The organism is Mycobacterium sp. P7213 (assembly GCF_900604305.1).
Lineage (GTDB): Bacteria > Actinomycetota > Actinomycetes > Mycobacteriales > Mycobacteriaceae > Mycobacterium.
Genome location: NZ_UWOA01000073.1, coordinates 1 through 14,721, shown reverse-complemented (window position 1 = coordinate 14,721; position 14,721 = coordinate 1). Strand labels below are relative to the sequence as shown.

At 68.8% G+C, this 14,721-nt stretch carries 13 protein-coding genes and 3 pseudogenes; 11 read left to right on the top strand and 5 right to left on the bottom strand.

Translation table 11 applies throughout. The features are described from left to right. A partial coding sequence (locus EJK91_RS20200) for a DUF4190 domain-containing protein (protein WP_164518044.1) occupies window positions 1-346 on the top strand: 346 nt, incomplete at its 5' end. 10 nt (window positions 347-356) lie between these two features. Here the strand turns inward: EJK91_RS20200 and EJK91_RS20195 are convergent. Continuing rightward, entirely contained in the window at window positions 357-1,325 is a 969-nt protein-coding gene (locus tag EJK91_RS20195) for an HpcH/HpaI aldolase/citrate lyase family protein (RefSeq protein ID WP_024442977.1), read from the bottom strand. Between the two features lie 24 nt (window positions 1,326-1,349). Here EJK91_RS20195 and EJK91_RS20190 point away from each other — a divergent pair, with 24 nt between their 5' ends. The 4 genes from EJK91_RS20190 to EJK91_RS20175 all read left to right on the top strand — a co-directional run bounded on the left by EJK91_RS20190 (window position 1,350) and on the right by EJK91_RS20175 (window position 5,804). After that, window positions 1,350-2,648, top strand: a complete 1,299-nt coding sequence (locus EJK91_RS20190) for a magnesium transporter MgtE N-terminal domain-containing protein (RefSeq protein ID WP_024442976.1) — start codon at window positions 1,350-1,352, stop codon at window positions 2,646-2,648. After that, entirely contained in the window at window positions 2,645-3,163 is a 519-nt protein-coding gene (locus EJK91_RS20185; RefSeq protein ID WP_024442975.1) for a DUF1003 domain-containing protein, read from the top strand. Before EJK91_RS20190 ends, EJK91_RS20185 begins: the two co-directional genes overlap by 4 nt. A 117-nt stretch (window positions 3,164-3,280) precedes the next feature. Further along, window positions 3,281-4,600 carry a lytic murein transglycosylase gene (locus EJK91_RS20180; RefSeq protein WP_125079803.1) on the top strand — a complete coding sequence of 440 codons (1,320 nt, stop codon included), beginning with the start codon at window positions 3,281-3,283 and terminating at the stop codon, window positions 4,598-4,600. A 49-nt stretch (window positions 4,601-4,649) separates the two neighbouring features. Further along, window positions 4,650-5,804, top strand: coding sequence for an Mrp/NBP35 family ATP-binding protein (locus EJK91_RS20175; RefSeq protein ID WP_125079802.1), 1,155 nt, complete (start codon window positions 4,650-4,652; stop codon window positions 5,802-5,804). Between the two features lie 22 nt (window positions 5,805-5,826). Here EJK91_RS20175 and tatB read toward each other — a convergent pair whose 3' ends face one another. The 4 genes from tatB to sigE all read right to left on the bottom strand — a co-directional run bounded on the left by tatB (window position 5,827) and on the right by sigE (window position 9,136). After that, window positions 5,827-6,210, bottom strand: coding sequence for a Sec-independent protein translocase protein TatB (gene tatB / locus EJK91_RS20170; RefSeq protein ID WP_125079801.1), 384 nt, complete (start codon window positions 6,208-6,210; stop codon window positions 5,827-5,829). 11 nt (window positions 6,211-6,221) lie between these two features. Then, window positions 6,222-7,721 carry a serine protease HtrA gene (htrA, locus tag EJK91_RS20165; RefSeq protein ID WP_125079800.1) on the bottom strand — a complete coding sequence of 500 codons (1,500 nt, stop codon included), beginning with the start codon at window positions 7,719-7,721 and terminating at the stop codon, window positions 6,222-6,224. A gap of 87 nt (window positions 7,722-7,808) precedes the next feature. Continuing rightward, window positions 7,809-8,216 carry an anti-sigma E factor RseA gene (gene rseA / locus EJK91_RS20160; protein ID WP_024442970.1) on the bottom strand — a complete coding sequence of 136 codons (408 nt, stop codon included), beginning with the start codon at window positions 8,214-8,216 and terminating at the stop codon, window positions 7,809-7,811. A gap of 128 nt (window positions 8,217-8,344) precedes the next feature. After that, window positions 8,345-9,136, bottom strand: coding sequence for an RNA polymerase sigma factor SigE (gene sigE / locus EJK91_RS20155; RefSeq protein WP_081654597.1), 792 nt, complete (start codon window positions 9,134-9,136; stop codon window positions 8,345-8,347). Window positions 9,137-9,328: 192 nt separating this feature from the next. On the opposite strand from sigE, the gene EJK91_RS20150 reads away from it, so the two are divergent. The 6 genes and pseudogenes from EJK91_RS20150 to EJK91_RS20125 all read left to right on the top strand — a co-directional run. Further along, window positions 9,329-9,994, top strand: coding sequence for an O-methyltransferase (locus EJK91_RS20150; protein WP_024442968.1), 666 nt, complete (start codon window positions 9,329-9,331; stop codon window positions 9,992-9,994). 136 nt (window positions 9,995-10,130) lie between these two features. Then, window positions 10,131-10,766: a TetR/AcrR family transcriptional regulator gene (locus EJK91_RS20145; RefSeq protein ID WP_125079798.1), complete on the top strand. Its 636-nt coding sequence runs from the start codon at window positions 10,131-10,133 to the stop codon at window positions 10,764-10,766. Beyond that, window positions 10,756-11,690 (top strand): annotated as a pseudogene (locus EJK91_RS20140) (ABC transporter ATP-binding protein); the annotation flags it as partial. The gene EJK91_RS20145 and the pseudogene EJK91_RS20140, both read left to right, overlap by 11 nt. Continuing rightward, window positions 11,673-13,292, top strand: a pseudogene (locus EJK91_RS20135) (ABC transporter permease); the annotation flags it as partial. The pseudogenes EJK91_RS20140 and EJK91_RS20135, both read left to right, overlap by 18 nt. 10 nt (window positions 13,293-13,302) lie before the next feature. Then, on the top strand, window positions 13,303-13,977 hold the full coding sequence (locus EJK91_RS20130; protein WP_125079796.1) for a methyltransferase family protein: 675 nt from the start codon (window positions 13,303-13,305) through the stop codon (window positions 13,975-13,977). A gap of 98 nt (window positions 13,978-14,075) precedes the next feature. Next, window positions 14,076-14,721 (top strand): annotated as a pseudogene (locus tag EJK91_RS20125) (hypothetical protein); the annotation flags it as partial.

The window sequence follows — 14,721 nt, the reverse complement described above, 5'->3', positions numbered from 1 at the left end:
GGGCGAGTACCCGGGGTTCGGCGGCCCGCCCGGATACCCTCCCGCGGGCTACAGCAACCCTCCCGGTTACCCGCCGTCGGGCTACGGCACGCCGTASCCGGGCAGCTATTTCAACCCGGGTCAGGCCCAGAAGACCAACGTCTTGGCGGTCAGCTCCCTGGTGGTCTCGCTGCTCGGTCTGGTGTTCTGGCCACTGGGGGTGGCCGGTGTCATCCTCGGGGGCGTGGCATTGAACCAGATCAAGTCGACCGGCGAGGCCGGCCACGGCATGGCAGTGGCCGGAACCGCGATAGGCGGTGTCGCCGTGACGCTCTCGTTGATTCTCGCGATGATCGCGCTGAACTAGGAGCCCTGCGCTAGTCCGTCGGCGGCACGAACGGCGGTGCCTCACGGCGCATTCCAGCCGCCCGGCCCTTGCCCGCCACCACCAAAGCCATCTTGCGGCTGGCCTCGTCGAGCATCTCGTCACCGAGCATCACCGCACCGCGGGCTCCCCCGGCGTGCGAGGTGTGCCACGCATACGCCTCCAGGATCAACTCGGCGTGGTCGTACTCGGATTGACGCGGGCTGAAGATCTCGTTTCCGGCCGCGATCTGATCGGGATGCAACACCCACTTGCCGTCGTACCCGAGCGCGGCCGAACGGCCGGCCACCCGCCGAAACGCCTCGACGTCACGCACTTTCAGGTACGGCCCGTCGACGGCAGCGACCCCGTGGGCGCGCGCCGCCACCAGGATCGTCATCAGCACGTGATGGTAGGCGTCGCCCTCGGTATAGCCCTCGGGTTGCTCGCCGACCTCCAGCGTGCGGGTATTGAGGCTGGCCATCAGATCAGCCGGTCCCAGCACCAGCGCCTGCACCCGGGGCGCTGCGGCGATCGCGTTGATGTTCATCAGGCCGCGGGCGTCCTCGATCTGGGCGTCGATGCCGATCCGCCCGACCGGCAGCCCGTGGATGGTCTCCAACTGGGTCAGCAACAGGTCGAGTGCCTGCACATGCGAGGCGTCAGAGACCTTCGGCAGCACGATCACATCGAGCCGGGTACCGGCGGCACCGACCGCCGACACCACCTCGATCAGGTCGGCATGGGTCCACGGCGTGGTCCAGTCGTTGACCCGTACCCCGAGCAACGGGGCCGTCCAGTCACGCGCGGTCAGCGCTTGGGCGACCAGGGTCCGGGCCTGCTCTTTTGCCGCTGGGGCGACAGCGTCCTCCAAATCGAGAAAGACCTCGTCTGCGGACAGGCCCTTGGCCTTGTCGATCATCTTCTGGCTGCTACCAGGTACCGACAGGCAAGTACGGCGGGGGCGATACACGTTGGTCACCTAAATACTCCTACCCTTTCAAGCATGGCGTCGAGCAACAGGGTTTACGCAGCGCGGCTTGCGAGGATGCTGGTGCTAGGCCCGTTCGGCGAATCCGTGGGTCGGGTCCGCGATGTGGTGGTCAGCCTCAGCATTGTTCGTCAGCAGCCGCGTGTCCTGGGACTTGTGGTCGAACTTCCCACCCGCAGACGCATCTTCGTGCCGATTCTGCGGGTCGCGTCGATCGAGCCCAACGCCGTCACCCTCAACACCGGAACGGTGTCCCTACGCAAGTTCAATCAGCGGCCCGGTGAAGCACTCGTGCTCGGTCAGGTCCTGGACACCAAGGTTCGGGTCACCGACCCGGAGCTGCCCGAGTTGGCCGGCGTCGATGTGGCGATCACCGACTTGGCCATCGAACAGAGCCGTACGCGTGACTGGCTGGTGACCCGGATCGCGGTGCGGCACTCCCGCAGGTTGGGCCGGCGCGCCGCCGTACACATCGTGGACTGGCACAACGTGCAGGGCCTGACTCCGTCGGCGCTGGCGATGCCCGGGCAGGGCGTGGCGCAACTGCTGCAGCAGTTTGAGGGCTGGCGTCCGATCGAGGTCGCCGACGCCATCCGCGAGCTGCCGCCCAAGCGCCGCTACGAGGTGATCAACGCCCTGGACAACGCCCGGCTGGCCGACATCCTGCAGGAGCTGCCCGAAGAACGTCAGGCCGTCGTGCTGGGCCAGCTGGGTACCGACCGGGCCGCCGACGTGCTGGAGGAGATGGACCCCGACGACGCCGCGGACCTGCTGGGCGTGATGAACCCCACCGAGGCCGAGACGCTGCTGGCGCGGATGGATCCCGACGACTCCGATCCGGTGCGCCGCCTGCTGGAGCACTCCCCCGACACCGCGGGTGGTCTGATGACCTCCAACCCGGTGGTGCTGACCGCCGACACCTCGGTGGCCGAGGCGCTGGCCCGGGTGCGCGACCCCGACCTGACTCCCGCGCTGTCGTCGCTGGTTTTCGTGACGCGCGCACCCACCGCGACCCCGACCGGCCGCTACCTGGGCTCTGTCGCGCTGCAGCAGCTGTTGCGGGTACCACCCGCCGAACTCATCGGCGGCTTCGTGGACTCCGACCTGCCGGCATTGAACCCGGACGTGTCGCTGGCGGAGCTGACCCGCTACTTCGCCGCCTACAACCTGGTCTGCGGGCCGGTGCTCGACGAGCAGAACCACCTGCTGGGCGCGGTGACGGTCGACGACGTGCTTGATCACCTGCTGCCCGATGATTGGCGCGAAACCCCCGAACCGGACCTGGGGCCGAAACTCGCCGGGAGGCAGTCGTGACCGACCGCTCAACATCCCAGCGGCTCTCCACGCCCCGCACCTCGCGGCTCCCCAGCCTGAATCTGGATCCCGACGCGCTGGGCCGGTTCACCGAATCGGTGGCACGGTTCTTTGGGACCGGGCGTTACCTGGCCATTCAGACCGTGCTGGTGGTGGGATGGATTCTGCTGAACATCTACGCGGTCAGCCTGAAGTGGGACCCCTACCCGTTCATCCTGCTCAACCTGGCCTTTTCCACCCAGGCCGCCTACGCCGCTCCGCTGATCCTGCTGGCCCAGAACCGCCAGGAGAATCGTGACCGGGTCAGCCTGGACGAGGACCGCCGCCGGGCCGCACAGACCAAAGCCGACACCGAATATCTGGCCCGCGAACTGGCGTCGCTGCGCCTGGCGGTCGGCGAGGTCGCGACACGCGACTACCTGCACCATGAACTCGAGCGGGTCCGGGAACTGTTGGAGTCGCTACGTCCCGATCCCGATTTCTCCTCCTCAGACTCCCCGCATCGATCGTCCTGACACGTGACGCAGACCAGATAACGGTCATCAGCAGGACATGTGTTGGGTATGGTGACCTAGTTCACGAAGCCTGAGCGGTATAGCGAGGCTTTTCCGAGGCGGACAAGGGGCGGTCGAGTGCCAACAGGGGGCGGCGCACCGGAACGCGTGTCCCGCGCTGCCAGGGTGCGGCGGGCGGCCCGTTCCGCCCTGCGACCTGCCTTCGGTCTGGCTTTCATCACCCCGCTGGTTTTCGCCGGCGCCGTGGGCGCCACGCCCCGCTCGCCGTCGACCTCGCTGCCGCTGCGCAATGCCGCGATCACCCCGCTGGCGGCCTCGGTGCACACGTCCGGCCGCTCATCAGGTCCTTCCGTCATCGCGGTACCGCGCTCGCAGCCGAATCTGCACGTCGCCGCGGGCGCCCCGTCGGCGCCCCCGGCCGCCGTCGTCTACGCGCCGGGCACCTTGGGGATCCCCAAGACGGCGCTGGCGGCCTACCAGAACGCCGAGCAGCAGATGGCGGTCGCCGCGCCCGAATGTGGGATCAGCTGGAACCTGCTGGCGGGGATCGGACGCATCGAGTCCGGGCACGCCAACGGCGGGGCCACCGACGCGCGCGGCAACGTGCTGCAGCCGATCTACGGGCCGGCGCTGGACGGCACCCTGCCCGGGAACGAAGTCATCGTGGCCAGCAGCGCCCCGGGCCGGGTGGTTTACGCCCGCGCACTGGGCCCCATGCAGTTCCTGCCCGGAACCTGGTCGCGGTATGCCGCCGACGGCGACGGCGACGGTCGAGCGGACCCGCAGAACGTCTACGACGCGACCCTGGCCGCAGCCCGGTACCTGTGCAGCGGTGGGATGAACCTGCGCGAGCAGTCGCACGTCCTGACCGCGATCCTGCGCTACAACAACTCGATGGCCTACGCGGAGAACGTCATGGGGTGGGCGGCGGCCTACGCCACCGGGGTGGCCCCCGTCGACCTTCCACCGATTGTGGGCCCGGCACCGCCGATCGCGGACCTGCACTTGGAGCACCTGGAACACCCGGAAGGCCTCGGGCCGCAATCCCTCAGCATGCACGGGATGTCCCAGGCCAACCACCCCGCCGAATCGTCGCTGATCGACCTGGGCCAGTCGAGCCTGGAGACCCAGCTGGCGAATATGCCCTGGCTGCCGCCGTGGTTGACCTCGCCCGAGCAGCAGCAACAACAGCAACTGCCCCGTCCCTCGGCGGCCTGCCGGATGATCTGCCTGGAGCCCCAAGCCGTGCCGGTCTCACCAGCGCCGCCCAACGGCATCCCGCCGGCTCCCTTCGGCCCCCCGGAAGCCCCGCCGGCCCAGCAGGCCCCGCCGGCGCCGATGCCGGCCTACGCCGTCGCACCGCCGCCGCCGGACGTTCCGGGCGTGCCGCCACCCCCGGTGCCCGCCGGTGTGCCGCAGGCCGTCCCGACGGCCTGACGTATCTCACAGGCCTAGGCCCTGCCGTACTGCCTTAGACTCGATTGCGATGTCCGAGAATCGCGATGACACTGCAGCCCTGCACGACGCCATCTATGCAGCGTTGGGGAGCGTGCTGGACCCCGACATTCGGCGGCCGATCACTGAGCTGGGCATGGTCAAAAGCATTGAGATCGCGGACGATCGCAGCGTCCACGTCACGATCTACCTGACGATCGCCGGCTGTCCGATGAAAGCCGAGATCACCAACAGCGTGACCACGGCGATCAACGATGTGCCCGGCACCGGACCGGTCAAGGTCAGCCTCGACGTCTTCAGCGATGAGCAGCGCGCCGAACTGCGCAAACAGCTGCGTGGCGACGCCAAGGAGCCGGTCATCCCGTTCGCCCAGCCGGGCTCGCTGACCAAGGTCTACGCGATCGCCTCCGGCAAGGGCGGAGTCGGCAAATCGAGTGTGACGGTCAACCTCGCGGTCGCGCTGGCCGAACGGGGTATGTCGGTCGGGGTGCTCGACGCCGACATCTATGGCCACTCGGTGCCGCGGATGATGGGCGTCACCGCGCTGCCGACCCAGGTCGACTCGATGATCATGCCGCCGATCGGCTACGGCGTGAAGGTGATCTCGATCGCGATGTTCACCCAGGGCAACACTCCGGTGGTGTGGCGTGGCCCGATGCTGCACCGGGCCCTGCAGCAGTTCCTCGCCGACGTGTATTGGGGCGACCTGGATGTGCTGTTGCTGGATCTGCCACCGGGCACCGGCGACATCGCGATCTCGGTGGCCCAGCTGGTGCCGTCGGCCGAGATCCTGGTGGTGACCACCCCGCAGCAGGCCGCCGCGGAGGTGGCCGAGCGGGCCGGGGCGATCGCCCTGCAGACCCGCCAGCAGGTTGTCGGGGTGGTGGAGAACATGGCCGGGCTGGCCATGCCCGACGGTTCCACCATGCATCTGTTCGGCGAGGGCGGCGGCGAGCGGGTGGCCGAGCGGCTGACTCGGGCGATGGGCCGGGATGTGCCGCTGCTGGGCCAGGTGCCGATCGACAGCGAGATGGTGACCGGCGGCGACTCCGGATCTCCGGTGGTGCTCTCGCCGGACTCCGCGGCGGGCAAGGAACTGCGCCGGGTCGCCGATCAGCTGGCCACCCGCCGACGCGGACTGGTCGGGATGTCGCTGGGTCTGGACACCGGGGGCACCCGGCGCTGAGCCTGTTGGCGCTGAGCCGTGGCTAGGTGGCGTCGGTGTCGAAGGGAGCCGGGCCACCCGGCTCGGGCACCGCGGCCGACATCGGCGGCATTGGACGAGGTTCGGCGGCCAGCGAACCGACCGCGGTGAACAGCGAGTCGTCGCCGTCGAGCAGATGTCGGGTCAGCGCGGCCCGCGGGGTCATGCCGCGCAACTTCTGCAATTCGCTCAGCGGAGCCCGCAGGTCATCGAACTCCGGGCCGATCTCGTCGCGTAGCTGGTCGGTGGCGTTGGCGACGTAGTCACGGGCCTGGCGCAGCGCACCCGCGGTCCATCGGATCGCTCCCGGCAGCCGCTCCGGGCCCAGGATCACCAACCCAAGCACCACCAGGACCAGCATCTCGCCCCAGCCGACATTCGCGAACATCGAGGCGGACTTTAACTGTCGGGGGTGGGGGTCACCGTCAGCGTCACATGGCGCCCATCCCGGACCACCTCGACGGGCGCTTCCTTGCCGATGGCCAGGTTGCGGACGGCCACCACGAACTCGTCGGCGTTGGCGACGGTGCGGTCACCGATCTTGACCACCACGTCGTTCTCCAGCATGCCGCCCTTCTCCGCGGCGCCGCCCACCTTGACGTTGGCGATCTGCGCTCCCGACGCGATGGCGTTGCTGACCGAGCGGGCGCTCACGCCCAGCGTGGGGTGCACGATCTTGCCGTCCCTGATGAGCGCCTCGGCCACGACCTTCATCTCATTGACCGGGATGGCGAATCCCAGGCCGCTGGCGCTGTCGGACAACGATTTTCCAGCGGTGTTGATGCCGACCAGTTGGGCATCCATGTCGATCAGCGCACCGCCGGAGTTGCCGTGGTTGATCGAGGCGTCGGTCTGCACCGCGTCGATGACGGTGTCGGTGTCGGAGTCGTCGCCGGACAGCGGCACCGGCCGGTGCACGGCGCTGATGATGCCGTGGGTCACGGTGCTGCGCAGACCCAGCGGAGCGCCTGCCGCGATCACCTCGTCGCCGACCCGGATCTTGTCGGAGTCACCGAGACGGGCCACCGACAAGTTGTCCACGTTGTCGACCTTGAGCACGGCCAGGTCGGTCTTCGGGTCGCGACCGACCAGGTTCGCCAGCACCTCTTTGCCGTCGTTGAACACCACCGTCGTCTTGAACTTGCTGGGGTTGTTGGCGGCTTCGGAGATGACGTGGTTGTTGGTGACGATGTAGCCCTTGCCGTCGATCACAACGCCCGAGCCCTGCATGCCCTGGTCGTCGCTGACGGACTCGATGGTCACCACCGAGTTGGCGATGGCCTCGGCGACCTTGGCGAACCGCCCGGCCGGCTCCTCGGCGTTGCCCTTGGTCGACAGCGTCACCTTCGACGTCGTGAAGGCCTCGACGACCTGTGCGGTGGTACGTCCGACCCAGCCGCCGACCATGCCGATCGCCAGCGCGATCGCCCCCAGCGTGGCCAGCGCACGGTAGGAGATCCGGTCGCCGAACAGCACGTCGCGCACGCCGAGCCGGCCACCCAACTCGCCGGCTGCCCGCGGCACCGGCGGGACCACGGCCGGCGAGCCGAGCGCGGCACCGGCGGCGGGGTCACGCCACGGGTCCCCGGTGTCTTCCAACCCCTCCGGCTTGCCGTTGCGGCCCAGCGACCCGGCGTCGGCGGGATGGCGCTGCAGCGAAGGGCCGGTGCCGTAGGGCCGGCTGAAGGCCTCCTTGAGCACCGGGTCCGGCGGCAGATCACGCGGAGTGAACTCGCCCTGCTCGCGGTACTTCTTCGGCCGAACGTCGGCGGGTGTGAAAGAACCAGGCACCCCGTCCGGCCGGCCGRACGCCTTCTTGGAGGCATGGTCCACAGGGGGCCGGTAAACGGGTCGCGGAGCCAAGCGGTTACCGCCGGCGTTCTCGTTGTTGGAGCTCACCTATTCCTCTTCCGGGTCCAGCCCTGGGGCGCTTCCAGGCTCCGCGCGCACGGCATCACCGGGCGCTGACGCCGCTGGAGATCCAGCTTACCGACGTTTGCGGCGTTCTCGAGGTTTGCCGTCGTCGAACCCGGCAGACATCGGCCGGGTGGGCTCGTCAGGCGCACAATCGGCGGGGGAATCGGGGATCTGGGCCAGCAGGCCCAGCAGCGCCGAGGGGATCCGGATCGGATGCGAATCACGCAGAGCCGAGCGCGCCCGGCCCTGGTATTCCACTTCCGCCGCGCAATCGGGACACAGCGACAGATGGTGGGCTGCGCGCAGATGGGCGTTCATCCGCAGCTCGCCGTCGACGTAGGCGGTGATCGCCTCGCTGCAAAGGTGTTCGGTGGACCCGAACTGCCGCGGGGCGCCGACCGGCGCGTCACTTTGCGAGGCGAACTGAGCGGGCAGCCAGGAGAACGCGCGACGGAAGACACCTCCGCGGTCCGTCACACCGGACTCCTCTCCTGTCGCCTACCACCTCAGCACTCGATCGGGCCGACTAAAGGCCCAATAAGAATGTAGCGCGATACCGCCCGCAGACGGGGAAGCCCGGGCGGTGTTGAACCGCCGGCCGAGGCTCAGCCGGCCGCCACACCACCGAAGGCCGAACCGTCACGCTGGGCGCTTCGGGCGGCGAGATAGTCCCGCAGGGCCTGCCGGCCGCGGTGAATGCGGCTGCGCACGGTGCCCAGCTTCACGCCGAGGGTCGCACCGACCTCTTCGTAGGACAGACCCTCGATGTCGCACAGCACGACCGCGGCCCGGAACTCCGGTGCCAGCGAGTCCAGCGCTGCCTGCAGGTCCGGATCCAGCCGCGCATCGTGGTAGATCTGCTCAGGGTCCGGCTCATCGGCGGGCACCCGGTCGTAATCCTCCGGCAGCGCCTCCATGCGAACGCGACCCCGCCTGCGCACCATGTCCAGGAACAGGTTGGTGGTGATGCGGTGCAGCCAGCCCTCGAAAGTTCCGGGCTGGTAGTTGTGCACCGACCGGAACACCCGGATGAAGGTCTCCTGGGTGAGGTCCTCTGCGTCCTGCTGGTTTCCGGAGAGCCGGTAAGCCAGCCGGTAGACCCGGTCGGCGTGCTGACGCACCAATTCGTCCCAGGACGGCATGGCCGTCACGTCTCCGGTGGCGTCAAACACCGCAGTGCCCTGTGGCTCCTCGGACTGTTCAACCCAGTCGGTTTCGGAGTAGCGGTCCGAGTGGGTGGCCGGGTGCGACATGACGACCGGGGGCAGCAAAGTGGTTATGGCGACGTCCTCAAGCTCGGGGCCACCGTCAGGCGACGGCAGCGCACTATCGCGGTCAACGCGCAACGGGCCCCTCGTATTCCGAGCGTCTCGAGGCCGGTTCATACCTCGTTCCATGCCGATACCGTTACCTATCGCGGTATGTCAGCTCTGTGCTGTCACTGAACGCCGTCTGTGAACCTGTGTTCGAATGCGCCGCGCAGTGCGGTTATGCGTCCAGATAACAGTTCGGACACGGCCCCCGGCCCGGGCGTGTCGGGCGGGCGCGCCGGTGCGCGGGCCGAAACGGCTTTGTCCTACGCTGCGGACATGTCCAGCACCGACGACACTTCCGGGGAGCCGCCGCGCAGTCGGGCCGACGCGCTTCTGGCGCACGCCGAGGACTCCATGACCGAAGACGCGGTCTTGGCGGCCGCCCGCGACCGGGCCGGTGAGATCGGCGTCGGGTCGATCAGCGCCGCGGTCGGCGCCCTGCTGAGCCTGCTGACGAAGCTCAGCGGCGGCAAGGCGGTGGTCGAGGTGGGCACCGGGGCCGGCGTCAGCGGACTGTGGCTGCTGTCCGGCATGGGCGAAGACGGGGTGCTGACCACCATCGACATCGAGCCCGAGCATCAGCGCACCGCCAAGCAGGCGTTCAGTGACGCCGGTATCGGGCCCGGCCGGACCCGCTTCATCAGCGGCCGCGCCCAAGAGGTGCTGACCCGTCTCGCCGACGAGTCCTACGATCTGGTGTTCGTCGACGCCGACCCGATCGACCAGCCCGAATACGTGCTGGAGGCCGTGCGGCTGCTGCGTCCCGGCGGCGTGGTCGTGGTGCACCGGGCCGCCCTGGGCGGCCGGGCCGGAGATCCGACGGCCAACGACGCCGAGGTGATCGCGGTGCGCGAAGCCGCCCGGCTGATCGCGGTGGACGAGCGGCTGACCCCGGCGCTGATTCCGCTGGGAGACGGCCTGCTGGCCGCCGTGCGCGACTAATTCCCCCCGCGCAGCTGTCCGCGAGCGTGCGTGTTTGCACACGACACGCCGCGTTCTGACGTACAAACACGCACACTCGCGCCAATGGGGGCCAAGGCCTTGACACCCGACTGAACGGGTGTTTAGCGTATTGAACATGCGTTCAGCCGATCTGACGGCGACGGCGAAAATCCGCGATGCGGCCATCGACCAGTTCGGGCGGCACGGATTCGGCGTGAGCATCCGCGCCATCGCCGAGGCCGCCGGAGTCAGCGCGGCCCTGGTCATCCACCACTTCGGCTCCAAGGTCGGGCTGCGCAAGGCCTGCGACGAGTTCGTCGCCGAAGAGATCCGCAGCGGCAAATCCGAGGCGATGCGCTCAGCCGACCCGGGAACGTGGTTCGCAGCGATGGCCGAGATCGAGTCCTATGCGCCGATGATGGCCTACCTGGTCCGCAGCATGCAGTCCGGCGGAGAGCTGGCAGACACGTTGTGGCGCAGGATGATCGACAACGCCGAGGGCTACCTCGACGAGGGCGTCCGAGCCGGCACCCTCAAACCCAGCCGCGACCCGAAAGCCCGGGCCCGCTTCCTGGCCATCAACAACGGCGGCGGATTCCTGCTGTATCTGCAGATGCACGAGAACCCGACCGATCTGCGCGCGGTGTTAAACGACTACGCCCGCGACATGGTCCTACCCGCACTCGAGTTGTACACCGAGGGCCTGATGACCGACCGCACCATGTACGACGCCTTCCTAGCGAGCGAACAAGGGGGAACCGATGCGACCTGACAACCATTGGCCGGCAATCGAAATCCGCGGTCTGGAGAAGAACTTCGGTCAGGTCAAGGCGCTCGACGGGCTGGATCTGACCGTCTACGGCGGTGAGGTGCACGGCTTCCTCGGCCCCAACGGCGCCGGCAAATCCACCACCATCCGCATCCTGCTGGGCCTGGTGAAGGCCGACCGCGGGACCGTGCGCCTGCTCGGCGGTGATCCCTGGACCGACGCGGTCGAGCTGCACCGCGAGATCGCCTACGTGCCCGGCGATGTCACGCTGTGGCCATCCCTGACCGGCGGCGAGATCATCGACCTGTTGGCCCGGATGCGCGGCGGCATCGACGAACGCCGCCGCGACGAGCTGATCGAACGGTTCGATCTGGATCCCAGCAAGAAGGCTCGGACCTATTCCAAGGGCAACCGTCAGAAGGTCTCGCTGATCTCCGCGTTCTCCTCGCACGCCCGACTGCTCGTGCTCGATGAGCCCAGCAGCGGGCTGGACCCCTTGATGGAGAACGTATTCCAGCAGTGCGTCGCCGAGGCGAGCCGGCGCGGTGCCACCGTTCTGCTCTCCAGCCACATCCTCGCCGAGACCGAGACGCTGTGCCAGCGGGTGACGATCATCCGGGCCGGGCGCGTCGTCGAGAGCGGATCACTGGAATCGCTGCGCCACCTGCGCCGCACCTCGATTCAAGCTGACCTGATGCGCGATCCCGGTGATCTGACCCGCATCCCGGGTGTCGCGGACGTGCGCTACACCGGCACGGTGCTGCACGCCCAGGTCGACAGCGCCAGCCTCGCCGAGCTCATCGCGGTGCTCGGTGCGGCCGGCGTGCGAAGCCTCACCAGCCAGCCGCCGACGCTCGAAGAGCTGTTCCTGCGTCACTACGACACGGTCCGGACATGACCGCCGCCGTCGCGCAGTCCGCGGCACCGCGGTACCGCCGGCGTGGATCGAATCTCGTTGGCACGCTGGGGCTGCTGCGCCTGTTCCTGCGCCGCGACCGCATCGTGCTGCCACTGTGGGTGCTGCTGTTGTCGCTGCCGCTGGCCGGCGTCTATATCGCAAGCATCGAAGCGATCTATCCCACCGCCGCCGACCGCGCCGGCCTGGCCGCGACCATCATGGCCAGCCCGGCGCAACGCGCGATGTACGGCCAGGTCTACAACGACTCCCTCGGCGCGGTGGGCATCTGGAAAGCCGGGATGTTCCATCTGCTGATCGGGGTTGCGGTGATCTTGACCGTGATCCGGCACACCCGCGCCGACGAGGAAACCGGCCGCACCGAGTTGATCGACTCGACCGCGGTGGGCCGCTACGCCGGGCTGACCGGCGCGCTGCTGTTGGCGGCGAGCGCATCGGTGGCCACTGGGGTGATCGGGACGGCGGGCCTGCTGACCACCGATGTGCCGGCGGCCGGATCGTGTGCGTTCGGGGCCGCACTGGCCTGCTCCGGGCTGGTGTTCACCGCCGTGGCCGCGGTTGCCGCCCAACTCTCCCCCAGCGCCCGGTTCGCCCGGGGCGCCGCGTTCGGCGTGCTCGCCGGCGCCTTCACGCTGCGCGCCGTGGGCGACGCGGGCTCGGGTGCGCTGTCGTGGCTGTCGCCGCTGGGCTGGTCACTGCAGGTCCGACCGTACGCCGGTGAGCGCTGGTGGGTGCTGCTGCTGCCGCTGGCACTGACGGGGGTGCTCGTCTGGCTGGCCTATCAACTGGCTTCCCGTCGTGATGTCGGCGCCGGGCTGGTGGCCGACCGACCGGGCCCGCGCGTTGCGGGGCCGACACTGAGCGGTGCGTTCGGCCTGGCATGGCGGCTCGACCGCCCGGCGCTGCTGCTGTGGACGACGGGCCTGGTGCTCTACGGCCTGCTGGTCGGCAGCGTGGTGCACGGTATCGGCGACGAGGTGGGCAGCGACCGCGCCCGCGACATCGTCGTCCGGCTCGGCGGTACCGCCGCACTGGAGCACGCGTTCGTCGCGGTGGCCTTCAGCATGCTGGGCATGGTCGCCGCCGCTTTCGCGGTGTCGCTGGTGCTGCGCCTGCATCAGGAGGAGACCGCGAGGCGTGCCGAGCCCCTGCTCGCCGGGGCGTTGTCACGAGATCGCTGGTTGGCCAGTCATCTGGTGGCCGCGCTGGCCGGGTCGACGTTCGCGATGCTCACCGCCGGGCTGGTGGCCGGAACCGTCTACGGAACGTCCGCCGGCGACCTCAGCGGGCAGTTGCCCGCGGTGGTGGGCAGCGCCGCGGTGCAACTGCCGGCGGTCTGGTTGCCCGCGGCCGGCGCGGTCGCCCTGTTCGGGCTCGTCCCGAGAGTCGCGCCTGCCGCGTGGGCGGTGCTTACCGGGTTCGTCGCGCTGTATCTGCTCAGCTCCATCGCCGGCCTGCCGCAGTGGGTGCTCGACCTCGAACCGTTCGCCCATATTCCGGTGGTCGCGGACGGCGCGTTCCACGTCACGCCGCTGATCGTGCTGTTGGTCATCGACGCCGCCCTGATCGCTCTGGGCTTTCAGGCTTTCCGGCGCAGGGATCTGACCACGTGAGGGGGACGGCATGAAAACCCTTGGCAAAGGCTTGCTTTCGGGAACCTTGGGCCTGATCGGTTTCGGCCTGCTGTTGTTTGTGCCCGCCGGGACACTGCACTACTGGCAGGCCTGGGTGTTCATCGCGGTGTTCGCCCTGTCCACCTGGATCCCGAGCATGTACCTGATCCGCACCAACCCGGCCGCCCTGGAGCGCCGGATGCGCTTCGGGCCGACGGCCGAGACGCGGCCCCTGCAGCGGATCGTGATCGCCGTCATCTTCGTCTGCTTTCCGGCGATGTTCGTCGTCAGCGTGCTCGATCACCGGCTGGGATGGTCGGCGGTCCCTACACCGGTCTGCCTGATCGGCGACGCGCTGGTGGCGATCGGGCTGGTGCTGGCCATGGCGGTGGTCATCCAGAACGGTTATGCCGCCGCCAATGTCACGGTCGAGGCCGACCAGACACTGGTCTCGACCGGCCTGTACGGATTGGTGCGCCACCCGATGTACACCGGCAACGTGATCCTGATGATCGGCGTCCCGCTCGCGCTCGGCTCCTACTGGGGACTACTGCTTGTGGTGCCCGGTCTGGTCGTGCTGGTGCTGCGTATCGGCGATGAGGAGCAGTTGCTGACTCACGAGCTCAGCGGTTATCGCGATTACACCGAGCGGGTGCGTTACCGGTTGCTGCCCTACCTCTGGTGATGCGCGATGCCCGACTCGCTCAGATACCGCGGAGCACACAATTGACTTATAGTTCCCTGAGCTCTAGCTGTTAGCGGGACTCAGGGAGGTCAGTGGCCATGCGCGGACGCGTACGAGGCGGCAGCGGTGGTCGCGCTCTTGCCCCCACCCGAGTGGCCGCTGCGGCGGCAGGCACCCTGCTCGTCGGTCTCACCCCGATGCTGGCCGCCGCCCCCGCGCAGGCGGACTGGGACTGGCTGCTCGACGCCGCGGCACCGGTGGAGGTCGCCGGCAGCGCGGCGGGCGGGCTCGACCTCGGCAGCCTGATGGCGCTGGTCCAGTCCTTCACCGACCAACTCGATCCGGCCACCAACAAGCTGTTCTCCGACGTCATCGACGCGGTGCTGGCCTGGCCGGGCCCGAGCCAATCCCTCGACACCGCCGAGTTGGTGAACCAGTACATCTACGCACCGCTGCACGCCGGACTGCAGCAGTGGATGTCCAGCCCGTTCGGCGAGCTGAGCCTCGGCGTGATCAACGCACCGTTTGCCACGCTGTTCGGCCGCGATCTGATCGGCGACGGCATCGACGGGTTCGACGGCGCCAACACCAGCCTGTTCGGTCAGTGGGGCTGGTTCGGCGACGCCGGTGATGGCGGGTTCCTGTTCGGCGACGGCGGAGCCGGCCTCGTGGGCATCGACGGTATCGGCGGCGCCGGCGGCGACGCGGGCTTCTTCGGCAACGGCGGCGCAGGCGGGCTGGGCG